The sequence below is a fragment of the Burkholderia sp. Se-20373 genome (assembly GCF_017104705.1).
Lineage (GTDB): Bacteria > Pseudomonadota > Gammaproteobacteria > Burkholderiales > Burkholderiaceae > Burkholderia.
The window spans coordinates 63,705-86,525 of record NZ_JAAGPH010000006.1 but is presented as its reverse complement, the minus strand read 5'-3'; the positions used below and the strand labels follow the sequence as shown (position 1 = coordinate 86,525).

Here is a 22,821-nt window from a genome sequence, read left to right as displayed (position 1 = left end):
TGCGCTTATGCGCGCTGCGGATTGACCTTGTCGTCCTTCGAATGCAGCTTGTTCAGTGCGGAGATGTACGCCTTCGCGGATGCGGCGACGATGTCCGGATCGGTGCCGACGCCGTTGACGATCCGCCCGCTCTTCGACAGACGAACGGTCACTTCGCCCTGCGCCTGCGTGCCGGTCGTGATCGCGTTCACCGAGTACAGCAGCAGCTCGGACCCGCTGCCGACTTCGCCCTCGATCGCATTGAACGTCGCGTCGACCGGGCCGTTGCCGCGCGCTTCACCGGTCACTTCCTTGCCTTCGACCGCGAACACGATTTTCGCCTGCGGTTGCTCGCCCGTCTCCGAACGCTGCGACAGCGACACGAACTTGAAGTGCTCCTGCTCGTGCGCGAGCGCCGATTCCTCGGACACGATCGCGATGATGTCTTCGTCGAAGATCTCGGCCTTGCGATCGGCCAGATCCTTGAAGCGCATGAACGCGGCATTGAGTTCGCTCTCGCTGTCGAGCGCCACGCCGAGCTCCTGCAGACGTTGCTTGAACGCGTTACGGCCCGACAGCTTGCCGAGCACGATCTTGTTCGCGGTCCAGCCCACGTCCTCCGCGCGCATGATCTCGTAGGTGTCGCGCGCCTTCAGCACGCCGTCCTGGTGAATGCCCGACGCGTGCGCGAACGCGTTCGCGCCGACCACCGCCTTGTTCGGCTGCACGACGAAACCGGTGATCTGCGACACGAGCTTCGACGTGGGTACGATCTGCGTCGTGTCGATGCCGACGTCGAGGCCGAAGTAGTCCTTGCGGGTCTTCACGGCCATCACGATTTCTTCGAGCGACGTGTTGCCCGCGCGCTCGCCGAGGCCGTTGATCGTGCACTCGATCTGGCGCGCACCGCCGATCTTCACGCCGGCGAGCGAATTCGCCACCGCCATCCCGAGATCGTTGTGGCAATGCACCGAGAAGATCGCCTTGTCGGAGTTCGGAATGCGCTCCCGCAGCGTCTTCACGAGGTTGCCGTACAGCTCCGGCACGCCGTAGCCGACCGTGTCGGCAATATTGATCGTCGTCGCGCCTTCCGCGATCACGGCTTCCAGCACGCGGCACAGGAAGTCGAGATCCGAGCGGCTGCCGTCTTCCGGCGAGAATTCGACGTTGTCGGTGAACTTGCGCGCGAAGCGCACCGCGAGGCGGGCCTGCTCGAACACCTGGTCGGGCGTCATCCGCAGCTTCTTCTCCATGTGCAGCGGCGACGTCGCGATGAACGTGTGGATCCGCGCGCTGTTGGCCGGCTTCAGCGCGTCAGCGGCGCGCTGGATGTCCTTGTCGTTGGCGCGCGCCAGCGAGCAGATCGTGCTGTCCTTCACGAGACCGGCGATCGTGTGGATCGCGTCGAAATCGCCGTTCGAGCTGGCCGCGAAGCCGGCCTCGATCACGTCGACCTTCATTCGCTCGAGGTGCTTCGCGATGCGGATTTTCTCTTCCTTCGTCATCGACGCACCAGGCGATTGTTCGCCGTCACGCAACGTCGTATCGAAAATGATCAGCTTGTCTGTCATGGGGGGCTCCAGGGCTCTTTATACGGAAGTCAAACGTAACGAGATCGCGCCACCGCTGGCGACGCTCAACAACAGACGAAGCTTGACGGGGGGCGAGAACGGTCAGCGCGGCAGGCGCGCCGAAGCTAGCGCGCGTAGCGGCGCACCGGCTAGAAGGAGGGAGAGGCGGGAAAATGCAGTCATGCCAAAGACTATAGCGGCATTCCGTTGGGTGCGCAATCGGACGGCACCCGGGGTTTCCGGCCGCACGGGCCGAACCAGGGACGCATGAAAACGGCGACCCTGGGGCCGCCGTTTTCGGGCAAAGAGCATGCGCGTGCGTCAATGATCGCGCTGCGACGAGCGCGCCGGATTCGCGCGCCCGCGGATGGCCATGTAGCCCCAGAACACGTAGCCGGACAGCCCGTACAGCACGAACAGGCAGAACAGCATCAGCGGCGGATCGGACGACACGAGCACGAACGCGACGACGACCAGCAGGATCGCCGCGAACGGCACGCGGTGCCGCACGTCGAGCGCCTTGCCGCTGTAGAACGGCGCGTTCGACACCATCGTCACGCCCGCGTAGATCGTCAGCACGAACGCGACCCACGGCAGCCAGCCGAGCTTCATCGGCACGCGGTTGTCGGTGGCGAGCCACACGAAGCCGGCGATCAGCGCGGCCGCGGCCGGGCTCGGCAGCCCCTGGAAGAAGCGCTTGTCGACGACACCGATGTTCGTATTGAATCGCGCGAGGCGCAGCGCGGCGCCCGAGCAGTACACGAACGCGGCGAGCCAGCCCCAGCGGCCGAGATCCTTCAGCACCCACTCGTACATCACGAGCGCGGGCGCGACGCCGAACGACACCATGTCCGACAGGCTGTCGAACTGCTCGCCGAACGCGCTCTGCGTATGCGTCATGCGTGCCACGCGCCCGTCCATCCCGTCGAGCACCATCGCGACGAAAATCGCGATCGCGGCGATCTCGAAGCGCACGTTCATCGCCTGCACGACCGCGAAGAAGCCGCAGAACAGCGCGGCGGTCGTGAACGCGTTCGGCAGCAGGTAGATGCCGCGCGTCTTCAGGAACCGCTGGCGCGCGGCGCGGCGGCTCTCGATGGGCACCGGATCCTGTGCCATCACCTTGTTGCGCCGGAATGGGCGTGGCGTCTGGCCGGCGCCGTTGCGCGGCCGACGCGGTTTGAATGCGGCCATCGTGCGCCTCGCCGCTTACTGTTCGAGTTCGGCGAGGATCGTCGACGACGCGTAGACCTTCTCGCCGATCGACACCTTCGCGCGGCTGCCGAGCGGCAGGTACACGTCGACGCGCGAACCGAAGCGGATGAAACCGTAGCGCTGGCCGCGCGACAGCGGTTCGCCCGCGCGCACGTAGCAAAGGATCCGGCGTGCGACCAGGCCGGCGATCTGCACCGCGGTCACGGTCTTGCCGCTCGCCGTCTGGATCACGACCGCATTACGCTCGTTCTCGGTCGACGCCTTGTCGATCGCCGCGTTCAGGAACGCGCCCGGGAAGTATTCGACCTTGGAGATCGCGCCATCGACCGGCGAACGCTGCGAGTGGACGTTGAAGACATTCATGAACACGCTGATCTTCAGCGCTTCGCGGTTCGCGTACGGGTCCTGCGTGGTCTCGACCGCGACGATGCGGCCGTCCGCCGGGCACAGCACCGCGTTCGGCTGCGCCGGGATCGGACGCTGCGGGTCGCGGAAGAACTGGACGACGAAGACGAGCAGCAGCCAGAACGGCCACGCGAAGCCGAAGCCCCCGACAGCATGGATCAACAGCGCGATGACGGCTGCAATCGCGATGAACGGCCAGCCTTCGCGCGCGATGATCGGATGAGGATAGTTCATGGATTCGTTCTGTGTTCGGTGAATTGCAAAGCCCGTAGGATAGCAAAAGCCGCCCGGGGCACTGCTGCCTTCGGGCGGCTTTTTGGTACCGGCCCTCTATTCGAGGGGCCGGAACAGCTCGCGATGCTTAGTTCTTCGTCTGGTCGACGAGCTTGTTCTTCGCGATCCACGGCATCATCGCGCGCAGCTTCGAGCCGACTTGCTCGATCTGGTGCTCGGCCGTCAGGCGGCGGCGCGACTGCAGCGTCGGCGCACCTGCCTTGTTCTCGAGAATGAAGCTCTTCGCGTACTCGCCCGTCTGGATGTCGGTCAGGCACTGCTTCATCGCCTTCTTCGTCTCTTCCGTGACGATGCGCGGGCCCGTCACGTACTCGCCGTACTCGGCGTTGTTCGAGATCGAGTAGTTCATGTTCGCGATGCCGCCTTCGTAGATCAGGTCGACGATCAGCTTCAGTTCGTGCAGGCACTCGAAGTACGCCATTTCCGGCGCGTAACCTGCTTCGACCAGCGTCTCGAAGCCGGCCTTGATCAGCTCGACGGTACCGCCGCACAGCACGGCCTGCTCGCCGAACAGGTCGGTTTCGGTTTCTTCACGGAAGTTGGTTTCGATGATGCCTGCACGGCCGCCGCCGTTCGCTGCCGCGTACGACAGCGCGATGTCGCGTGCCGCGCCCGACTTGTTTTGTGCAACCGCGATCAGGTGCGGCACGCCGCCACCTTGCGAGTACGTGCCGCGAACCGTGTGGCCCGGTGCCTTCGGCGCGATCATGATCACGTCGAGATCGGCACGCGGGATCACCGCGCCGTAGTGGACGTTGAAGCCGTGCGCGAATGCCAGCGCCGCGCCCTGCTTGATGTTCGCGTGGACTTCCTTCGCGTACACGTCGGCGATCTGCTCGTCCGGCAGCAGCATCATCACGACGTCGGCGCTCTTCACCGCTTCCGCGACTTCCTTGACCGACAGGCCTGCGTTTTCGGCCTTGCTCCACGACGCGCCGCCCTTGCGCAGGCCGACCGTCACGTTCACGCCGCTGTCCTTCAGGTTCAGCGCGTGTGCATGGCCTTGCGAGCCGTAGCCGATGATCGTGACTTGCTTGCCCTTGATGAGGGAGAGGTCAGCGTCTTTGTCGTAGAAAACGTTCATGATGGTTCCTTCGCTAATTCAAAAATTCAACAATTCGTTCGGATGGAGTACTGCGGGCCGGGACATGACGGCGCACCCGGCGTGCCTGTCTGGCATCACACCTTCAGGATGCGCTCGCCGCGTCCGATGCCGGAGCTGCCGGTGCGCACGGTCTCTAGGATCGCGCCCGCGTCCAGCCCCTGGATGAATGCGTCGAGCTTGTCGCTCGCGCCCGTCAATTCGATCGTGTAGGTCTTTTCGGTCACGTCGATGATGCGGCCGCGGAAAATGTCCGCCATCCGCTTCATTTCTTCGCGCTCCTTGCCCACTGCACGGACCTTGATCAGCATCAGCTCGCGTTCGATGTGTGCACCGTCGGTCAGGTCCACCACTTTCACCACCTCGATCAGGCGGTTCAGATGCTTCGTGATCTGTTCGATCACGTCGTCGGAGCCAATGGAAACGATGGTGAGCCGCGACAGCGATTGGTCTTCGGTCGGCGCCACCGTCAAGGTTTCGATGTTGTAGCCGCGTGCGGAAAACAGACCGACCACGCGCGACAGCGCGCCCGGTTCGTTCTCCAGCAGGACGGAAATGATGTGTCTCATGTTCGCTTCTTCCAGAATGTGTCCGTGTCGATTCACTCGCGCCGCGCGCTGCCGCGTGCCGCGCCGCCCTTCGTGAAGGCGGCCGCATCGGGCTCAGGCGCGCGTCGCGCCGTTACAGATCTTCCGATCCGAGCAGCATCTCGGTGATGCCCTTGCCGGCCTGTACCATCGGCCAGACGTTTTCGGTCGGATCGGTCTGGAAATCGAGAAACACGGTGCGGTCCTTCAGGCGCAGCGCTTCCTTCAGCGCCGGCTCCACATCCGAGGTCTTTTCGATCCGCATGCCGACATGGCCGTACGCTTCGGCGAGCTTCACGAAATCAGGCAGCGCATCCATGTACGAATGCGAATAGCGCTTGCTGTATTCGATCTGCTGCCACTGGCGAACCATGCCGAGATAGCGGTTGTTCAGCGAAATGATCTTCACGGGCGTGTCGTACTGCAGGCAGGTCGACAGTTCCTGGATGCACATCTGGATCGAGCCTTCGCCCGTGATGCACAGCACGTCGTCGTCCGGGTGCGCCATCTTGACACCCATCGCTGCCGGCAGGCCGAAGCCCATCGTGCCGAGGCCGCCGGAGTTGATCCAGCGACGCGGCTTGTTGAAACGGTAGAACTGCGCCGCCCACATCTGGTGCTGGCCGACGTCCGAGCACACGAACGCATTGCCGTCCGTCAACTCCCACGCCTTCTCGACCACGTACTGCGGCTTGATGATCTCGCTCTCGCGGTCGTACTTCAGGCAGTCCTTCGAGCGCCAGCCCTCGATGTCCTTCCACCATTGCGCGAGCGCCTCGGTGTCGGGGCCATGCTCGGCCGTCTGCAGCTGCTCGATCAGCTCCTTCAGCACTTCCTTCACGTCGCCGACGATCGGGATGTCGACCTTCACACGCTTCGAGATCGACGACGGGTCGATGTCGATGTGGATGATCTTGCGCGGACGCGACGCGAAGTGCGCCGGGTCGCCGATCACGCGGTCGTCGAAGCGGGCACCGATCGCGATCAGCACGTCGCAGTGCTGCATCGCCATGTTCGCTTCGTAGGTGCCGTGCATGCCGAGCATGCCGAGGAATTTCTTGTCCGACGCGCGATAGCCGCCCAGGCCCATCAGCGTGTTCGTGACCGGGTAGCCGAGCAGGTCCGCGAACTGGTTCAGTTCGCGCGACGCGTCGGCGAGGATGATGCCGCCACCCGTGTAGATGTACGGACGCTTCGCCGTCAGCAGCAGCGACACGGCCTTGCGGATCTGGCCCGAATGGCCCTTCGTGACCGGGTTGTACGAACGCAGCGACACGCTCTTGACGGGCTCGTATTCGCACGGCGTCTTCGAGATGTCCTTCGGGATGTCGATCAGCACCGGGCCCGGACGGCCGGTGCGGGCGATATAGAACGCCTTCTTGACGGTTTCCGCGAGGTCGCGCACGTCCTTCACGAGGAAGTTGTGCTTCACGCACGGACGCGTGATGCCGACGGTGTCGCACTCCTGGAAGGCATCCTGGCCGATCGCGGCCGTGGGCACCTGGCCGCTGATCACGACCATCGGGATCGAATCCATGTACGCCGTGGCGATGCCGGTCACCGCGTTGGTGACACCGGGGCCCGACGTCACGAGGCAGACGCCGACATTGCCGGTGGAACGCGCATACGCATCGGCTGCGTGCACGGCCGCCTGTTCGTGGCGCACCAGCACGTGCTGAATCTTGTCCTGCTTGTAAAGCTCGTCGTAGATGTAGAGTACCGAGCCGCCGGGGTAGCCCCAGATGAATTCGACGTTTTCATCGGCCAGTGCCTTCATGAGCACGGTACCGCCGATGGAGTCGCTATCGGGAGGGGAAAGGGGTTCCGACGTGGAGAATTCCGCGCTGGGCATGTTCATTTTGACCTTTCGAATTTTCGGCAAAAAATTGATCGGGTGCTCTCTGCCGGGCTTGTGGCTCGGGTTCAAGCGGCGCGTCCAGTTTGAAGGGCAGGCTTCTTGGGCCAGCCTCAAATGAGACCATCACTTCATGTTGCGAATCATTGACGATAGCGGGTCGCGAGGGGGTCGTCAAGCAAAATATCCCGCAGCGCATCATGGGCGCCGCCCGGCACCCCGCCGCCGCGGCTCGCGCGCAACGTGCGGCGGCCAACCCGGTGCCAAGCAGCGCGAAAATTTGATAGCATCCGCGGGTTTTACGAAATTTTTCGCCCTTTTACACCACGCAGCGGCCCGCAGCGCATACCTTCACGGAATGGCATCAGACAAGGAACTCGCCGACTTTCTGGCGGGCGTCGAAAGGCGCGCGTTCAAGCAGGCTGCGTACGCCGTGCGTGACGACGATGCGTCGCTCGACATCGTGCAGGACGCGATGATCAAGCTTGCGGAGAAGTACGGCGACCGGCCGGCGGCCGAGTTGCCGCTGCTTTTTCAGCGGATCCTGCAGAACGCGATCCACGACTGGTTCCGCCGGCAGAAAGTCCGCAACACGTGGGTCACGCTCTTCTCGTCGCTGAACAGCGGCGACGACGACGACTTCGACCCGCTCGAAACACTCGAATCCGCGGACGACAACGCGGGCGTCGAAAGCAGCGAGCACCGCCTCGAACGAGAGCAGGTTCTGGCCCTGATCGACGAAGAAATCCAGAAGCTTCCGGCGCGTCAACGGGAAGCGTTCCTGATGCGTTATTGGGAAGATATGGATGTCGCCGAGACTGCCGCCGCAATGGGGTGCTCCGAGGGCAGCGTGAAGACGCACTGCTCACGGGCCACCCACACGCTGGCGCATGCGCTCAAGGCCAAAGGAATCACGCTATGAGCTCCGCTCCCGCAAATCTCGACAAGAGCCAGGCGAGCCGGGCAGCCGAGGCGCTGCTGCGCCAGGGGCTGCTCGAACGCAGCGCGAGCGAGGAGGATGGCCGGATCGTGCTGATCGCGCTGACCGCCGACGGCCGCGCACTGCATCGCAAGATCATGCCGATCGTGCGCAAGTGGAACGACGGCTTGCTCGCGTGCCTGTCCGACAGCGAACGCCAGACGTTCGAACGGCTGCTCGACAAGGTCGTCGCGCACGCGACCGAGCGGGACGACTGAGCCGCGACACGGGCACGGCGCCCGCGGGTTTGATCCGACGAATTTGACAGGCCGCCCCGGTCGCTTGCCCCGCGACACGGGCGGCCCGCTTTGCGTCATGCGGCGCGACGCGTTGCAAACGGACCGCAGCGCTCCGTCTCGCCGGCGTCGCGCATGCCGCGACCCCGCCCGCGCTACAGCCCGCTGTTCGCCGCGCGCTGGCGCAGCAGCCCGAGCACCGCGTCGCAATACGGGGTCGGCACGCCGAGTTTGCGCCCGAGTTCGGGAAACACCCCGAGGATCGGCCCGATCTCGAGCGCGCGCCCCGCTTCGAAATCCTGCAGCATCGACGTCTTGAACGCGCCGAGCTTGCGCGTGACCGCGATCCGCTCGGGCCCGCTCATTCCCGTCGACAGGCCGAGCCTCGCGCCGATCGCGGCCGCTTCCTCCATCATCCGCAGCGCGAGATCCTGCGTGAACGGATCGTCGAGCAGTTGCTCGGCCGTCGACCCCGTCAGCGCGCTCAGCGGATTCATGTTCATGTTGCCCCACAGCTTCGTCCAGATCTCGGTCCGGATCGCCGGCGTCGACTCGACGTCGAAACCGCCCGCCGCGAGCGCCGCGGCGAACCGGGCTGTGGCGACGTCGAGCCGCGGATCGGGCGCACCGACGATCAGCCTGTTGCCGCGCCCGCGGCGCACGATGCCCGGCGCATCGGTGCTCGACGACAGGTGCACGACGCAACCGATCGCCTGCGCGGGCGGCAACGCCGCCGACACCGCGCCGGCCGGATCGACCGCATCGAGCGGCACGCGGTCGAGTGCGCCTGCGAGCCCGTGCGTGAACCACCACGGCAGCCCGTTCATCGCCGCGACGATCACGGTGTCCGGCCCGACCAGCGGCGCGATGCGCGCGGCCAGCGCCGGCAACGCCTGCGCCTTCAGGGCGATCACCACGTAGTCCTGGACCCCGAGCGCGGCCGCATCGTCGCTCGCCCGCACCGGAACCGACGATGTCTCGCCCGCCTCGTCGACCACACGCACGCCGTGCGTGTTCAACGCATCGAGCGTCGCGCCACGCGCATACGCACTCACGGCCACGCCGGCCCGCGACAACGCGGCTGCAAGCAACCCGCCGATCGCACCGACCCCGACCACCGCCGCGCGCACCGACCCTGAATTCGTGTCGTTCATGATGAAATTCCGTCTCCTGGGAACCGACGAGCATAACGCTCAATAGTTGCGGACACAACCATTCTAGCGACCGCATGCAACGTGCGGCGGTCGAGCAACTCAGCGCAACTCAGCGCGGCTCGCCACCGGCTTCCACCGGCTCGTCGTCGGCCGCGCCACCCGTCGCGCCGAGCACGCCGGCGATCTGGCTCTTGTCGTGCATGCCGAGCTTGCGATACGCGCAGCGCAGGTAGTGGCGCACGGTCGCCGGCGAAATCGCCATCTGTTGCGCGACTTCCTTGTGCGAGCGCCCCGCGCCGTAATAGCGGATCGCCGCGAGCTCGCGCGGGCTCAGGCGGTCGAGCAGCGAGCGCGGCCGCGCCTCGATCTGGAACAGCCCCGCAACCGGCACGCACTGAATCCGCAGCGCATCGCCGACGAACGGCTGGCTCGACTGGCGCCGCAAGTGCGCGACAAGCGGCTCCGGCACGCGCGCGCCGGCCCATGCCGGCCATTCGGTGCGCAGCACGTCGTCGAAACCGTGATCGGCATGGTGGAGCACGCCGAAGTTGTCGCACAGTGCACGCGCCGCCGGCGCGACCGTATCGCCGCGTTCGCGCGTGAGCTGCGCGGCGCGATTGATCGTCAGCGCCGCCGCGAGATGCGGAATCACTTCCTCGAAGCGGCGTGCATCGTCGTCGCTGAACGGGCGATTCAGGCCCTGGCGGTAGATCGACATGAACGTCGTCAGGCCGAACCGGCGATCGAGCGTGCATACGCACATCAGTTGCGCGAGCCCGTACTTCACGCACCAGTCGCGAAACCGCGCATCGAGCCCCGGCTCGACGACCGACAGCCGCACCGCATGGCCGTGCGCGCCGCGCAGCGTGCGGTGCGCGAGCGGGTCGCAATCGCGCACGCGCTTCCAGTCGCCGAAGAACGCGTGCGGCAGACGGTACAGGAAGCTGTTGTGCATCACCGGGCCGGTCGGCACGTGGGTCGCGACGCCCGTCCATGCGGCGTCGAACGGGATGAGCGCCTGCAACAGCGAAAAGAAGCGGAATTCGAATTCGCCGATGCCGGACCGTGCGGCAACTGCGTACAGGTCGAGCAGCATCAGCCCGAGTTCGCGCTGCGATGCGTCGCCGCGCGTGACGCCGTCGAAATCGGCGCGCCGGGACGGCAGCGGCGGCCAGGCGAACTCGTCGAGCACGATGGCGGCCGGCACGTCGCGCAGCGCATCGAGATCCTGTCCGAAATCCGTCGTGATCCTCACCTTCCGCTCCCCTGCCCGATCAGGCTGCTGATGTGCGCAACGACACCGGCCGATTATAGCGATCGTCTTTTTTGACGGGCCACGGTGCCGGAACCGGCGTCAGCCCCATCCATTTGAACGGTGCACGGCACGTTGCTGCTCCGCAGCACGCCGCGCCGCGACACCGCGCCGCGTGCATGTCGTGCACCACGGGTTTTCCACACCGTTCATCTGTACGACTGTTCGAAGGTTTTCCCGCTGCGGACACTGCGTCGCGACAACACCAACGACAAACCGATGCTGGACGGCATGGAGAACCCCACGTGACGAAACCCCGCTTCATCCGCACGGCCGCGGCCGTCGCGACGCTTGCCGCGTGCAGCGCTGCCGCGCACGCGCAGTCGAGTCTCACGCTGTACGGCGCGCTCGACGCCGGCGTGCAATACCTGACGCATGCCGACGGGCGCCACTCGGCCGTGCGGTTGCAGAACTACGGCATCCTGCCTTCGCAGATCGGGTTGAAAGGCCACGAGGATCTCGGCGGCGGCTGGCGTGCGCTGTTCAAGCTCGAACAGGGCCTCAACCTCAACGACGGCACCGCGACCGTGCCCGGCTATGCCTTCTTCCGCGGCGCGTACGTCGGCATCGCGGGGCCCGTCGGCACCGTCACGCTCGGCCGGCAGTTCAGCGTGCTGTTCGACAAGACGCTGTTCTACGACCCGCTCTGGTATGCGTCGTACAGCGGCCAGGGCGTCATCGTGCCGATGAACGCGAACTTCATCGACCACTCGGCCAAGTACCAGTCGCCGACGTTCGCCGGCTTCGACGTGGAGGCGCTTGCCGCGATGTCCGGCGTCGCCGGCAATACGCGCGCCGGACGCGTGCTCGAACTCGGCGGCCAGTACACCAGCAACGGCCTGTCGGTCAGCGCGGTACTGCATCAGGCTCACGGCGATGTTTCGGCGGCCGACGACACGTCGGCGCGCCGCCGCGAACTCGGCACGCTCGCCGCGCGCTATGCGTTCGCCACACTGTCGCTCACCGTCTATGCAGGCGTCGAACGCCTGACCGGCGACCTCGACGCGGCGCGCACGATCGTCTGGGGCGGTGCGCGCTACCAGATGTCGAGCGAGATCGGCCTGAACGCGGGCGTCTATCACACCGATTCGCGCGCGCCGGCGATCGGCCACCCGACGCTGTTCATCGCGAGCACCACGTACGCGCTGTCGAAACGCACCGTCGCCTACGTGAACCTCGGCTACGCACGCAACAGTGGCCGGAGTTCGCAGACCGTCTACGAATACGACCCGGCGCCGCTCGCCGGCGCATCGCAGTTCGGCGCGATGGTCGGCATGTACCACCTGTTCTGATTTCCCACACGAGATCCCGCCATGAAAACCCTTTCACCGGATGCCGCACGCCCGTCCGACGGCCGCGCATCGACCTTCGCGCGCTCGACGCTCGCCGCGCTCGTCGTGTTCGCGGCCATCACGCCGCTGCTGCTGCTCGTGGCACCCGCCGTCGCGGGCCAGCTCGCGACGCAGCTCGGGCTGTCCGCGTCGCAGATCGGCACCTACTTCTTCGTCGAACTCGGCGCGTTCAGCCTCGCGACCGTGCCGTCGTACCTGTGGCTCGGCCGGGTCGACGCGCGCCGCGTCGCCGCATTCGCCATCGCGCTGTTCGGCGCGGGCAACCTGCTGACCGCGCTGTGGATGCCGAGTTTCGTCGCGCTGCTCGCGCTGCGCGCAGTCACCGCGCTCGGCGGCGGCTCGCTGATGGTGCTCTGCATGACGAGCGCCGCAACGAGCAAGAACAGCGACCGCGTGTACGGCCTGTGGGTCGTCGGCCAGTTGATCGCGGGCGCGATCGGCCTGTTCGTGCTGCCGCATGTGTTCGCGGCGTTCGGGTTGCGCGCGCTGTATGTCGCGCTCGCCACGCTCGTGCTGTTCGCAGCGCCGCTGTCGCGCGGCTTTCCGTCCACGCTGGGCACGCGCGCCGCACCCGCGCAGAACGCGCGCAACGCTACAGCGCAGACACCGCAAAGCTTCGTCGTGCTCGCGATCGGCGCGGTGCTCACGTTCTATCTCGCGATCGGCAGCGTGTGGACGTTCGCGAGCCGCGCCGCGACCGAAGCCGGGCTCGATCCGCAGTCGACCGGCAACGTACTCGCGATCGCAAGCGTGATGGGCATCGCCGGTGCGGCGCTCGCGTCGTGCGCGGGCGGCCGGCTCGCGCGGCGCGCGATGCTCGCAGCCGGTTACGCGCTGCTGGCGGCCTCGCTCGTCGCGCTCGCGGTCATGCGGCACGCCGGCGGCTACAGCGCGGCGATCTTCATGTTCAAGTTCGCGTGGACGTTCGTCCTGCCGTTCATCCTCGCGACCGTCGCGCAGATCGACACGTCGGGCCGCCTCGTGGCCACGCTCAATTTCGTGATCGGCGCGGGCCTCGCGGCCGGCCCGCTGCTCGCCGGGCTGATGCTCGATGCCGGCGGCACGATGCGTGTGCTGTTCACGGCCGCGACAGCCGTCGCGATCGTGTCTTTCGCCGCGTTGCGCCACATCGATCGCCGCACGCGCCCTTCCATTTCCACCCAACCGTGACAGGTCACGCACATCCATGAATCGCACTGCCTTCTTCACCGACGAACGCACTTTCTGGCACACCGGGGGCACGCACGCGCTGTTCTTCCCGGTCGGCGGCTGGGTCCAGCCGCCGTCGAGCGCGGGCTACGCGGAATCGCCCGATTCGAAGCGCCGCTTCCTGTCGCTCGTGCAGGCCTCGGGCCTGGCCGCGCAGCTCGACCTGCGCGGCACCGAGCCGGCCTCGACCGCCGACCTGCTGCGCATTCATCCCGCACACTATCTCGACGCGTTCCGCGCGCTCAGCGACGCGAACGGCGGCGACCTCGGCGACCTCGCGCCGTTCGGCAAGGGCAGCTACGAGATCGCCGCGCTGTCGGCCGGCCTCGCGATCACGGCCGTCGATGCGGTGCTCGGCGAGCGTGCGGCCAATGCATTCTCGTTGTCGCGGCCGCCCGGCCATCATTGCCTGCGCGACCGCCCGATGGGCTTCTGCCTGCTGGCGAACATCCCGATCGCGATCGAGGCCGCCCGCGCGAAACACGGCATCGAGCGCGTCGCGGTGATCGACTGGGACGTGCACCACGGCAACGGCACGCAGTCGATCTACTACGACGACCCGGACACGCTGACGATCTCGCTGCACCAGGATCGCTGCTTCCCGCCCGGCTACAGCGGCGCGGACGATTGCGGCGAAGGCGCGGGTATCGGCTCAAACCTGAACGTGCCGCTGCTCGCGGGCAGTGGCGACGATGCGTATCGCTACGCGTTCGAACGAATCGTGCTGCCGGCGCTGGAGCGTTTCCGGCCCGAGCTGATCATCGTCGCGAGCGGCCTCGACGCAAGCGCGGTCGATCCGCTCGCGCGCATGCAGTTGCATACCGACAGCTACCGGTTCATGACGCGGGCGGTGAAGGAGGCCGCGCAACGCCATTGTGGCGGACGGCTCGTGATCGTTCACGAAGGCGGGTATTCGGAAGCCTATGTGCCGTTCTGCGGGCTTGCGATCGTCGAGGCGCTGGCGGGTGTTCGCACCGACGTCGCCGATCCGATGCTCGACCTCGCGATCGCGCAGCAGCCAGGCGAGCGGTTCGTTACATTCCAGCGCGAATTGCTCGACGAACTGGCTACGTCGTTCGGGTTGTAGCGCGCGCTGGCGGGCGCGACGAGGGCCGATCGGCACCGGCCCTCTTGCGCGTTCGGAGCGGATGGGGTTTCCTGTGCTTTTATCCCCGTTTCGGCCCGAAGCCGCACTCTTCCGATGAAATCGTCCCCGCGCGATCACAATGACGATGCCAAGACGCGCCGCCAGCCTTCGAAGCTGGTCCTGAACATCGCCGCCGTGACGGTCGGCCTCATCACGTTCGCGATCGGCGCGGCGTGGGTGATCTATAGCTGGGTCGTCGATCGCGAAGCGCAGTATTTCGCGATCCCGCTGGTGTTCTCGGTGCCGGTGATCGTGGCGGTCGCGATCCGGAGCTTCTGGGAATAGGCACGCGTGGAATGACGCAGCGCCGCGGGTCGGGCGACGCGCGGCGCTGGTATCCGGCTTGTTTCAGATGAAGCGGGAATTCCCGCGGTTCGCTTGCGGGCCGGTCACAGGCCCGGGCGCGCGCACGGATTGGGGGCTGCGCCCTGATATCCACCGGTGACCGCGCCCAGCGCGGCGCCGGCCAGCGACGTGCCGACTGCTTTCAGCACGTTTTCCGTCGAGAACGTCTCACCGCTCGACATCACGCGCCCTGAATACGCAGTGCACGCCGACGGCGACGACGATGCACCCGTCTGTACGGGCTTGGTGCTCCATGCGATGTTCTCGGCAGGCGTATTGGCAAATGCCGGCGCGACCAGCATCAGCGCCAGTACGGAAATCGGAGTGCGTACGTTTTTCATCGTTGATCCTCGGCGTAATTGTGTTTCTTATAGGGGAAGCGAACACGATATTACACGCGGCACGAATATTCGCGCACCGCTTGCCCGGCTCGCGTACCGGGAGCAGCACCGACATCAACAAAAAAGCGCTGCGGTCAATCGACCGACAGCGCTTTTGGGTGAACGGCCCCTGACCGAGGCGCATTCGACTTCTGGTGCGTGAGGCCGGACTCGAACCGGCACACCCTTGCGGGCGTCAGGACCTAAACCTGGTGCGTCTACCAATTTCGCCACTCACGCGCATTTCTGCCGCCTGACCACGCGGCACGAAAGAGGCGTGACCACGCGCCCGGGACATCGCGCCGGTTGGTTTGTAACCGGCACGCCCGATCAGGCGAGCGCGAGATTCTACCCGATCCGCGCGGGCTTGTCTCGCCCCTGCCGGCACCCCGTCGTGCAGCGGTGCTAGAATGCCGCGCTCGACGTTTCGGCACCGCGCCGCCGCGCGTCCCCCGAACCCGCCTCCCCACACGATTCCGCCCGTGAACTTCGACGACTACTGTCAGCAAAAGGCCGCCCCAGCGGGCTCCAGCGTCTACTACGCGCTGCGCCAGGCGCCGCGCGCCACGCAGCCGCGCCTGACCGCGCTGTTCGCGCTGCGCCGCGAACTCGAGGAAACCGCCAAGGAAACCAGCGACCCGACCGTCGGACACACGAAGCTCGCGTGGTGGCACAAGGAACTCGCGGCGCTGGCCGACGGGCAGCCGTCGCACCCGGTCACGAAGGCGCTCGCGCAGCATCATCCGGCGATCGCCGCCGAGGCCGATGCGTTGCGTACGCTCGTCAACGGTTACGGGATGGATCTCGAACAGGCGCGCTACCTCGATCTGGCGAACCTGCAGCGCTATATCGCACAGGTCGGCGGCACCTTTGCGTCACTGGTCGCGCGCGCAAGTTCGGCAAACCCGGTGGACCCGCAACCGTGGGCCGCGGACGCCGGTCGCGCGCTGATGCTCGCGCAGTTCGTGCAGGATCTCGGCAACGATGCACGCCACGGCCGCATCTACCTGCCGATCGACGAACTGCAGCGTTACAACGTGACCGCGGCCGATCTGCTGAACCGCCGCTACAGCCCGGCCTTCACCGAATTGCTGCAGTTCCAGACGGACCGCGCGCGCGAAGCGCTCGCGGCCGCCGAAGCGGCGATCCCGGCATCCGAACGCCGCGCCCAGCGCACGCTGCGCGCGCAGATCGCACTGGCCGGCTCGCTGCTCGACGAAATCGAGCGCGACGGCTACCAGGTACTGCATCAGCGCATCGCGCTGACGCCGATCCGCAAGCTGTGGATCGCGTGGCGCACCGCGCGCCGCCGCTGATCCTCACACCTCACACCTCACACCTCACGCCTCACGCCTCACGCCTTCAACAACGGCAGCGTGTCGAAGCGTTGCTGCAGCACGCGCGTCGAATCGAGCCCCCACCACGGCCCGAGCACGGTCGCGTAGAGCTGGCGGAAATCGACCGCGACCGGCAGGTTGCCGTTGCCGTCGAGCCGCCCGAGCGCCGGCGGCGCACCGTACAACCCGCCGGCCACGCGGCCGCCCATCACGAAATGCGGCGCGGCCGTGCCGTGATCCGTGCCGTTGCTCTGGTTCTCGCGCACGCGCCGCCCGAATTCCGCATACGTCATCACGAGCGTCTGGTTCCAGCGCCCGAGTTCGATCAACGCGCCGCGCATCGCGCTCATCCCTTCCGCGAACTGCTTGAGCAGCGCGGCCTGCTGCCCCGGCTGGTTCTGGTGCGTATCGAAGCCGTTGAGCGTCAGGCGCAGCACCGCGACACCATCCTGCGCACCCGGCCCGGACGCTTCGCACGCGGCCAGCACCTGCATCGCGGTCTTGACCGACGTGCCGAACGCGCCGGCCGGAAAGGCCGTCCGGAATTCACGCATCCCGCCGCGCGGACGCAGCCGGTCGGCCGCCTTCACGATGTCGTTCTCGACGTCGATGATGTGGGCGAGCGCGGGGTTCTGTTCGCGCAGCGACGACGGCTCGGCAAGCCGGGCCGCGCGAATGAACTGCGCGGGATTGACGAGCGCGATCGCCCGCGCACCGTTCGAGAGCGGCCCCATCTCGGCGCTGCCGAGCACGACGCCGTCGGCCGCGAAACCGGGCGGCACGGGCGCCTGCGCGAACGTGCGCGTCAGCCAGCCTTCGTGCAGATATTGATCCGAGCGCGACGCGGTATCCCAGATCTCGATCGAGCGGAAATGCGACAGGTTCGGCTGCGGATAGCCGACGCCCTGCACGACCGCGACCTGCCCGTCGCGCCATAGCGGCATCAACGGCGCGAGCGACGGATGCAGCCCCGTGTGCGCGTCGAGTTGCAGCACCTGCTCGCGCTTGATGCCGATGCCGCGGCGGAACTGGTAATACAGCGGGTCCGCATACGGCACTACCGTGTTGAGGCCGTCGTTGCCGCCCTTCAGCTCGACGAGGATCAGCACGTTCGCGTACCCGGCCGCCGGTTGGCGCCCCGCCTGCGCCACGGCAGCCGCCTTCGCAGGCGCCGGCCACATCGACACGCCGGCCGCGGCCGCAGCACCCGTCAGCGTCAGAAAATCACGTCGGTTCATCGCGCATCCTTTGGTTCGCCGCCCGGCACCTTTGCCGCACCGGCTCCCCGCTTCATCGTCGTTCGAATCATTTCAGTTGATAGGCCGGATCCATCAGCAGCGCCTCGAGATACGCGCTGCCGGTCGAATCCGTGTCGATCGCCGCGACCGGCGACAACTGCAGCACCGCATGTTGCAGTTGAAGCTCGGTCGACAAACCGGCGATCGCCTGCGGCCGCGCGCGATATTGCGCAAGCCAGCGTTCGAGGTCGAATCGCAGGCCGGCGCGCGCGGGCTTGGCAGGCGTTCCGTGCATGCCGGCAGCGGATGCCGTCTCGACCACCGGCATCGCATGCGCGCGGGCACTCGGCGGCGGCACCATCGCATGCGCCGGCGGGTGCATGCCGGCCGTCTCCGTCGCGCGGAACAGTTGCTCGACGAACTGCTTGCGCGCGAGCAGCGTGGTGCTGTTGATCCACAGCGCGCCGCCCGGCCAGCCCTTCACGTTCGGCGGATAGAACAGGTTCTGCCCGAGCGTGCGCACGGTGTTCGCGAGCATCTGCGGATCGCCGTATGACACGTCGAACAGCCGCACCGACCCGACGACGAACTCCGCCGGAGACTTGACGAGCACGCCGCGATTGCGAGGATCCCAGAAGGCGTCGGTCGACCACAGCGCGGCGAGCGCCGCGCGAATGTCGTAGCCGCTGGAACGAAACCGTTCGGCCACCGCATCGAGCGCGCCCGGATCGGGCGTATCCGACACGAACTCGCGCCACAGCTTGGCGGCGATGAAACGCGCGGTACCGGGCCGCTTCAGCAGGATGTCGAGAAAGCCGTCGCCATCGAATGGCCCGGTTTCGCCAAGGATCGTCTTGTCGCCGGCGTCATGCAAATCCGGACGAACCTCGAAGCGATACGTATCGGGATCGACCGTCCAGCCCGTCATCGCACGCGCGGCTTCGGTCACGTCGTATTGCGTGTAATGCCCTTCGCCGAGCGTGAACAGCTCCATCACCTCGCGCGCGAAATTCTCGTTCGGGCGCCCCTTGCGATTGCTCGCGCCATCGAGGTACTGCAGCATCGCCGGATCCTTCGCGACCGCATGCAGCAGCACACCGAAGTTGCCGAGCGCCTCGCGGCGAAACAGCGCGTTCTGCGCCGCCATCGTCTGCGGGTAAGGCACCTTGTCCTGCCCCGACGTGAAGTGCCCGTGCCAGAACAGCGTCATGCGTTCGGTGAGCGGCGACGGCGTGACGATCATCTCGTTGACCCACGCCGCGCGCAGCGCATCGTACCGAACGTTGCGCTCGCGCTGCTCGTCGCGCCGCATGTCGGGCGTCAGCGCCTGGCGCTGCGCGCGCGTCGGCGGCAACTCGGCGATCCAGTCGGGCCAGGTCGTGACGGGGTCGCGGCGAACGTTGCCGAGCGTGTCGGCCACGACCTGCGCGCGCGTCATGCCGACGACGCGCGCGACATCGGCGGGCGCGGGAGAAAAACCGGTACGACTCAGGAAAAACAATGCATCGTCGGCGTCGAGCGGCGACTGCATGGCGGGCGACGGCGCCGGTGCGGCAGCGTTCGCTTTCATCGTCATGGACTCCCGGAGCGCACCGGCGGTGCGGATGCCGGTACAACGGCAATCGGCAGGCGAAAGTTGACGGAAAAATTGCTACGAAACTTTTCCGCGCGGTGAATTCCGCGCAGGGAGAAAGACGGCGTGTCAGCGCTTGTACAGCTCGCGAACGGCGTCCTCGATGTGCTGGCGCAAAAGGTGGCGTTCCTCGGGCGTCATGTGCCCGTCGCGGCGGCGCTGTTCGAGATCGGGAGGCACGGCGGAACGAACCGTCATCTCGGCGGTACGATCGGACTGCGGCGCTTTGCCGCGCGGCAGCTTGCGCGACGATGCGCCCTGCTCGGGGCGCTGCGCATACGCGAAGTTCGACGCATACGGACCGGCAAGCGCGATCGTCAGCATCAGTGCAATCCGGGCAGATCGCATGACCGTCCTCGCTTCTTTGGTCGATTTGTTCCCTTCGTCACGCGGCAACCGGCTACCTCTGGTACTTGAAAAACCCTGCGGAATTCGGGTGTGCAAAGATGAATGATGGAGTGCAGGGGAGTATCTACCGAATTTCGGCTTCGAGTAAAGGAATCTCTATAGCCTGCCTTTACTCGGCGCGACACTACGGGTAAATTTTGTAACCGACTGTAACGCCCGAAAATACACGGCCGTGCGCCAATTCCCATTCGCGATAAGATGCCGATCATGGAAACGAAAAACCCCTCCAAGATTCTCGTCGTCGACGACGACCCGCGCCTGCGCGATCTGCTGCGCCGCTATCTCGGCGAGCAGGGTTTCAATGTCTACGTCGCGGAAAACGCGACTGCAATGAACAAGCTCTGGGTACGCGAGCGTTTCGACCTGCTCGTGCTCGATCTGATGCTCCCGGGCGAAGACGGCCTGTCGATCTGCCGCCGCCTGCGCGGCAGCAACGACCGCACGCCGATCATCATGCTCACCGCGAAGGGCGAGGATGTGGATCGCATCGTCGGCCTCGAGATGGGCGCCGACGATTACCTGCCGAAGCCGTTCAACCCGCGCGAACTTGTGGCGCGCATTCATGCGGTGCTGCGCCGCCAGGCGCCGGCCGAACTGCCGGGCGCGCCGTCGGAAACCACCGAGGTGTTCGAGTTCGGCGAGTTCTCGCTGAACCTCGCCACGCGCACGCTGACGAAGTCCGGCCAGGAAATTCCGCTCACCACCGGCGAATTCTCCGTGCTGAAGGTGTTCGCGCGTCACCCGCGCCAGCCGCTGTCGCGCGAGAAGCTGATGGAGCTCGCACGCGGCCGTGAATACGAAGTGTTCGACCGCAGCCTCGACGTGCAGATCTCGCGCCTGCGCAAGCTGATCGAACCGGATCCGGGCAGCCCGCGCTTCATCCAGACCGTCTGGGGCCTCGGCTACGTGTTCATCCCGGACGGCGCCGCCTGATCTTTTTCCTTTCCGGTTTCGCCCGCCCACGGCCCGTCCCATGCGTATCGACCGGCGCCTCCTGCAGCTCGCGTTCGGCGGGCTGTTCTGGCGCACCTTCCTGCTGATCGCGCTGCTGATCTCGGTCAGTCTCGCCGCGTGGTTCCAGAGCTTTCGCGTGATCGAGCGCGAGCCGCGTGCGCAGCGCGTGGCGCTCCAGCTCGTCGCGATCGTGAAGCTCACGCGCACCGCCCTGCTCTATTCCGATCCCGATTTGCGGCGCGCGCTGCTGCAGGATCTCGAGAGCAACGAGGGCGTGCGCGTTTACCCGCGCGAGAAGACCGACAAGTTCAAGCTGCAGCCCGATGAATCGCTGAACCGCCTGATCGAACACGACATCCGCAGCCGCCTCGGCGACGATACCGTGATCGCCCAGTCGGTCAACGACATTCCCGGCGTGTGGATCAGCTTCAAGATCGACGACGACGATTACTGGGTCGCGCTCGACCGCGACCAGCTCGACAACGTCACGGGCCTGCAGTGGGCCGGCTGGGGGCTGTTCGCGCTCGCGTTGTCGCTGTTCGGCTCCGCGTTCATCACCAGCCTGGTGAACCGGCCGTTCTCGCGGCTCGCGCTCGCCGCGCGGCAGATCGGCTCGGGCCAGACACCCGAGCTGCTGCCCGAGCGCGGGATGGGCGTCGCGGCCGAGACCAATCGCAGCTTCAACCAGATGGTGCGCGACCTCGAACAGCTCGAGGCCGACCGCGCGCTGATGCTCGCGGGCATCTCGCACGACCTGCGCACCCCGCTCGCGCGGCTGCGGCTCGAAACCGAGATGAGCCCGTCCGACCAGGCGACCAAGGACGCGATGGTCGACGACATCGAGCAGATGGATCGCATCATCGCGGCCTTCATCGACTACGCCCGCCCGTCGCAACGCAAGCCCGAGCCCGTCGACCTGTCGTCGATCGCGCAGGAAGTCGCGGCCCGCGTGTCGGGCGAGGATGGCGTCGAGATCCGCACGCGGCTCGCGCCGAGCGCGGTGATCGAAGCCGACGAGACCGACATGCGCCGCGTGATCGGCAACCTCGTCGAGAACGCGCGCAAGTACGGCCAGAGCAAGCAGGACGGCGTGTCGCGCATCACGCTCGAGACACGCGTGTCGCACGCGCGCGTCGAGCTGTCGGTGAGCGACGAAGGCCCCGGCATCCCCGAGGATCAGCTTCCGCTCGTGATGCGGCCGTTTTACCGCGTGGACACCGCCCGCACCAAGGCGGACGGCACGGGCCTCGGGATGGCGATCGTGCTGCGCCTCGTCGGCCGCTATCGCGGCGCGCTGCGGCTGCGCAACCGCAACCCGGAAGCAGGCCTCGAAGTCACGCTCGAATTCCCCGGCGCCGGCAAGGCGCGTGCGACTCCGTGACGCGCTCGCGCACGCCTCTTGCGCTGCACACTATCGATCCGGTTGAAAAAAGCTATGAGGGTCGTTAGCCAAAATCTATTGAAGCGCCTAACTAATAGTGTTATAGTTTTGCCCATGCTGTCACATCATCGTTGCAGCACCGAGGTAGCTTGACTCAGTCTTCTTCCCAACTCATACAGGAGTATCCGCATGAAAACCGTGGGCGATAAACTCGAAGCTTTCACCGTCGTAGCCGCGAAGCCGGGCTTCAATAATCACGAGGAAAACGGCCAGTCGGCGTTCGAGACCGTCACCGAAGCGTCGTTCCCGGGCAAGTGGAAGATCATCTACTTCTATCCGAAGGATTTCACGTTCGTGTGCCCGACGGAAATCGTCGAATTCGCGAAGCTCACGAAGCAGTTCGAAGAGCGCGATGCCATCCTGCTGGGCGGCAGCTCGGACAACGAATTCGTCAAGCTCGCATGGCGCCGTGAGCACAAGGACCTCGACAAGCTGAACCACTACTCGTTCGGCGACGTCAAGGGCGAGCTGATCGACCAGCTCGGCGTGCGCGACAAGGAAGCCGGCGTGGCCCTGCGTGCAACGTTCATCGTCGATCCGGACAACACGATCCAGCACGTTTCGGTGAACAACCTGAACGTCGGCCGCAGCCCGGAAGAAGTCCTGCGGATTCTGGACGGCCTGCAAACGGACGAACTGTGCCCGTGCAACCGTGCAGTCGGCGGCGCAACGCTGTAAGCGCATCGAT

At 66.1% G+C, this 22,821-nt stretch carries 21 protein-coding genes, 1 tRNA gene and 1 pseudogene; 10 read left to right on the top strand and 13 right to left on the bottom strand.

Annotated elements, in window-relative coordinates; all coding sequences use genetic code 11:
• Window positions 1-5 precede the first annotated feature (5 nt).
• The 6 genes from G3N96_RS03555 to G3N96_RS03530 all read right to left on the bottom strand — a co-directional run bounded on the left by G3N96_RS03555 (window position 6) and on the right by G3N96_RS03530 (window position 7,011).
• Window positions 6-1,550 carry a 2-isopropylmalate synthase gene (locus G3N96_RS03555; RefSeq protein WP_039370571.1) on the bottom strand — a complete coding sequence of 515 codons (1,545 nt, stop codon included), beginning with the start codon at window positions 1,548-1,550 and terminating at the stop codon, window positions 6-8.
• Between the two features lie 321 nt (window positions 1,551-1,871).
• The gene (pssA, locus tag G3N96_RS03550; RefSeq protein WP_069248477.1) at window positions 1,872-2,744 is read right to left on the bottom strand and encodes a CDP-diacylglycerol--serine O-phosphatidyltransferase; all 873 of its coding nucleotides are present in this window, start codon (window positions 2,742-2,744) and stop codon (window positions 1,872-1,874) included.
• Window positions 2,745-2,759: 15 nt separating this feature from the next.
• Entirely contained in the window at window positions 2,760-3,404 is a 645-nt protein-coding gene (locus G3N96_RS03545; protein WP_039370565.1) for a phosphatidylserine decarboxylase, read from the bottom strand.
• A gap of 127 nt (window positions 3,405-3,531) precedes the next feature.
• Window positions 3,532-4,548, bottom strand: a complete 1,017-nt coding sequence (gene ilvC, locus G3N96_RS03540) for a ketol-acid reductoisomerase (protein WP_098551046.1) — start codon at window positions 4,546-4,548, stop codon at window positions 3,532-3,534.
• A 95-nt stretch (window positions 4,549-4,643) separates the two neighbouring features.
• The gene (gene ilvN, locus G3N96_RS03535) at window positions 4,644-5,135 is read right to left on the bottom strand and encodes an acetolactate synthase small subunit (protein ID WP_011352712.1); all 492 of its coding nucleotides are present in this window, start codon (window positions 5,133-5,135) and stop codon (window positions 4,644-4,646) included.
• A 112-nt stretch (window positions 5,136-5,247) separates the two neighbouring features.
• Window positions 5,248-7,011 carry an acetolactate synthase 3 catalytic subunit gene (locus tag G3N96_RS03530; RefSeq protein ID WP_046544741.1) on the bottom strand — a complete coding sequence of 588 codons (1,764 nt, stop codon included), beginning with the start codon at window positions 7,009-7,011 and terminating at the stop codon, window positions 5,248-5,250.
• 355 nt (window positions 7,012-7,366) lie between these two features.
• On the opposite strand from G3N96_RS03530, the gene G3N96_RS03525 reads away from it, so the two are divergent.
• Window positions 7,367-7,930 carry an RNA polymerase sigma factor gene (locus G3N96_RS03525; protein WP_089495335.1) on the top strand — a complete coding sequence of 188 codons (564 nt, stop codon included), beginning with the start codon at window positions 7,367-7,369 and terminating at the stop codon, window positions 7,928-7,930.
• 14 nt (window positions 7,931-7,944) lie between these two features.
• Window positions 7,945-8,205 (top strand): annotated as a pseudogene (locus G3N96_RS03520) (winged helix DNA-binding protein); the annotation flags it as partial.
• 173 nt (window positions 8,206-8,378) lie between these two features.
• Here the strand turns inward: G3N96_RS03520 and G3N96_RS03515 are convergent.
• Window positions 8,379-9,377, bottom strand: a complete 999-nt coding sequence (locus tag G3N96_RS03515; RefSeq protein ID WP_206136243.1) for a 2-dehydropantoate 2-reductase — start codon at window positions 9,375-9,377, stop codon at window positions 8,379-8,381.
• A gap of 109 nt (window positions 9,378-9,486) precedes the next feature.
• Window positions 9,487-10,632 (bottom strand): LuxR C-terminal-related transcriptional regulator, encoded by a 1,146-nt coding sequence (locus tag G3N96_RS03510; protein WP_206136242.1) that lies wholly within the window; start codon window positions 10,630-10,632, stop codon window positions 9,487-9,489.
• A gap of 302 nt (window positions 10,633-10,934) precedes the next feature.
• Between G3N96_RS03510 and G3N96_RS03505 the strand changes: the two genes are divergently transcribed.
• From G3N96_RS03505 to G3N96_RS03490, 4 genes are all read left to right on the top strand, one after another.
• Entirely contained in the window at window positions 10,935-11,981 is a 1,047-nt protein-coding gene (locus tag G3N96_RS03505) for a porin (protein ID WP_206136241.1), read from the top strand.
• Between the two features lie 21 nt (window positions 11,982-12,002).
• The gene (locus tag G3N96_RS03500; RefSeq protein WP_206136240.1) at window positions 12,003-13,211 is read left to right on the top strand and encodes an MFS transporter; all 1,209 of its coding nucleotides are present in this window, start codon (window positions 12,003-12,005) and stop codon (window positions 13,209-13,211) included.
• Window positions 13,212-13,227: 16 nt separating this feature from the next.
• Complete coding sequence (locus G3N96_RS03495) at window positions 13,228-14,337, top strand: class II histone deacetylase (protein WP_206136239.1); 1,110 nt, start codon at window positions 13,228-13,230, stop codon at window positions 14,335-14,337.
• 114 nt (window positions 14,338-14,451) lie between these two features.
• Window positions 14,452-14,682 carry a hypothetical protein gene (locus tag G3N96_RS03490; RefSeq protein WP_089440309.1) on the top strand — a complete coding sequence of 77 codons (231 nt, stop codon included), beginning with the start codon at window positions 14,452-14,454 and terminating at the stop codon, window positions 14,680-14,682.
• A 104-nt stretch (window positions 14,683-14,786) separates the two neighbouring features.
• On the opposite strand, the gene G3N96_RS03485 is transcribed toward G3N96_RS03490, so the two are convergent.
• Window positions 14,787-15,083, bottom strand: coding sequence for a hypothetical protein (locus tag G3N96_RS03485; RefSeq protein WP_206136238.1), 297 nt, complete (start codon window positions 15,081-15,083; stop codon window positions 14,787-14,789).
• Between the two features lie 192 nt (window positions 15,084-15,275).
• A tRNA-Leu gene (locus G3N96_RS03480) sits at window positions 15,276-15,362 on the bottom strand.
• A 242-nt stretch (window positions 15,363-15,604) separates the two neighbouring features.
• On the opposite strand from G3N96_RS03480, the gene hpnD reads away from it, so the two are divergent.
• Entirely contained in the window at window positions 15,605-16,438 is an 834-nt protein-coding gene (gene hpnD, locus G3N96_RS03475) for a presqualene diphosphate synthase HpnD (RefSeq protein WP_206136237.1), read from the top strand.
• A gap of 38 nt (window positions 16,439-16,476) precedes the next feature.
• On the opposite strand, the gene G3N96_RS03470 is transcribed toward hpnD, so the two are convergent.
• From G3N96_RS03470 to G3N96_RS03460, 3 genes are all read right to left on the bottom strand, one after another.
• On the bottom strand, window positions 16,477-17,697 hold the full coding sequence (locus G3N96_RS03470; protein WP_206136236.1) for a DUF1501 domain-containing protein: 1,221 nt from the start codon (window positions 17,695-17,697) through the stop codon (window positions 16,477-16,479).
• A 67-nt stretch (window positions 17,698-17,764) separates the two neighbouring features.
• On the bottom strand, window positions 17,765-19,267 hold the full coding sequence (locus G3N96_RS03465; RefSeq protein WP_124583903.1) for a DUF1800 domain-containing protein: 1,503 nt from the start codon (window positions 19,265-19,267) through the stop codon (window positions 17,765-17,767).
• Between the two features lie 132 nt (window positions 19,268-19,399).
• Window positions 19,400-19,678: a hypothetical protein gene (locus G3N96_RS03460; RefSeq protein ID WP_011352385.1), complete on the bottom strand. Its 279-nt coding sequence runs from the start codon at window positions 19,676-19,678 to the stop codon at window positions 19,400-19,402.
• 267 nt (window positions 19,679-19,945) lie between these two features.
• Here G3N96_RS03460 and ompR point away from each other — a divergent pair, with 267 nt between their 5' ends.
• The 3 genes from ompR (at window position 19,946) to G3N96_RS03445 (ending at window position 22,811) form a co-directional block, all read left to right on the top strand.
• Window positions 19,946-20,671: a two-component system response regulator OmpR gene (gene ompR / locus G3N96_RS03455; RefSeq protein ID WP_004199523.1), complete on the top strand. Its 726-nt coding sequence runs from the start codon at window positions 19,946-19,948 to the stop codon at window positions 20,669-20,671.
• A gap of 40 nt (window positions 20,672-20,711) precedes the next feature.
• Window positions 20,712-22,073: an ATP-binding protein gene (locus G3N96_RS03450; RefSeq protein ID WP_206136235.1), complete on the top strand. Its 1,362-nt coding sequence runs from the start codon at window positions 20,712-20,714 to the stop codon at window positions 22,071-22,073.
• 189 nt (window positions 22,074-22,262) lie between these two features.
• Window positions 22,263-22,811, top strand: coding sequence for a peroxiredoxin (locus G3N96_RS03445; RefSeq protein WP_034181176.1), 549 nt, complete (start codon window positions 22,263-22,265; stop codon window positions 22,809-22,811).
• The last annotated feature ends 10 nt before the right edge of the window (window positions 22,812-22,821 follow it).

Excerpts from the sequence above, each read along its gene's own strand:
- ilvN (WP_011352712.1), bottom strand. The coding sequence starts at position 5,135 with ATGAGACACATCATTTCCGTCCTGCTGGAGAACGAACCGGGCGCGCTG.
- ilvC (WP_098551046.1), bottom strand. The coding sequence starts at position 4,548 with ATGAACGTTTTCTACGACAAAGACGCTGACCTCTCCCTCATCAAGGGC.
- G3N96_RS03545 (WP_039370565.1), bottom strand. The coding sequence starts at position 3,404 with ATGAACTATCCTCATCCGATCATCGCGCGCGAAGGCTGGCCGTTCATC.
- G3N96_RS03450 (WP_206136235.1), top strand. The coding sequence starts at position 20,712 with ATGCGTATCGACCGGCGCCTCCTGCAGCTCGCGTTCGGCGGGCTGTTC.
- G3N96_RS03530 (WP_046544741.1), bottom strand. The coding sequence starts at position 7,011 with ATGAACATGCCCAGCGCGGAATTCTCCACGTCGGAACCCCTTTCCCCT.
- G3N96_RS03490 (WP_089440309.1), top strand. The coding sequence starts at position 14,452 with ATGAAATCGTCCCCGCGCGATCACAATGACGATGCCAAGACGCGCCGC.
- G3N96_RS03515 (WP_206136243.1), bottom strand. The coding sequence starts at position 9,377 with ATGAACGACACGAATTCAGGGTCGGTGCGCGCGGCGGTGGTCGGGGTC.
- G3N96_RS03555 (WP_039370571.1), bottom strand. The coding sequence starts at position 1,550 with ATGACAGACAAGCTGATCATTTTCGATACGACGTTGCGTGACGGCGAA.
- ompR (WP_004199523.1), top strand. The coding sequence starts at position 19,946 with ATGGAAACGAAAAACCCCTCCAAGATTCTCGTCGTCGACGACGACCCG.
- G3N96_RS03500 (WP_206136240.1), top strand. The coding sequence starts at position 12,003 with ATGAAAACCCTTTCACCGGATGCCGCACGCCCGTCCGACGGCCGCGCA.
- G3N96_RS03445 (WP_034181176.1), top strand. The coding sequence starts at position 22,263 with ATGAAAACCGTGGGCGATAAACTCGAAGCTTTCACCGTCGTAGCCGCG.
- G3N96_RS03460 (WP_011352385.1), bottom strand. The coding sequence starts at position 19,678 with ATGCGATCTGCCCGGATTGCACTGATGCTGACGATCGCGCTTGCCGGT.
- G3N96_RS03485 (WP_206136238.1), bottom strand. The coding sequence starts at position 15,083 with ATGAAAAACGTACGCACTCCGATTTCCGTACTGGCGCTGATGCTGGTC.
- G3N96_RS03525 (WP_089495335.1), top strand. The coding sequence starts at position 7,367 with ATGGCATCAGACAAGGAACTCGCCGACTTTCTGGCGGGCGTCGAAAGG.
- G3N96_RS03470 (WP_206136236.1), bottom strand. The coding sequence starts at position 17,697 with ATGAACCGACGTGATTTTCTGACGCTGACGGGTGCTGCGGCCGCGGCC.
- G3N96_RS03465 (WP_124583903.1), bottom strand. The coding sequence starts at position 19,267 with ATGAAAGCGAACGCTGCCGCACCGGCGCCGTCGCCCGCCATGCAGTCG.
- G3N96_RS03495 (WP_206136239.1), top strand. The coding sequence starts at position 13,228 with ATGAATCGCACTGCCTTCTTCACCGACGAACGCACTTTCTGGCACACC.
- pssA (WP_069248477.1), bottom strand. The coding sequence starts at position 2,744 with ATGGCCGCATTCAAACCGCGTCGGCCGCGCAACGGCGCCGGCCAGACG.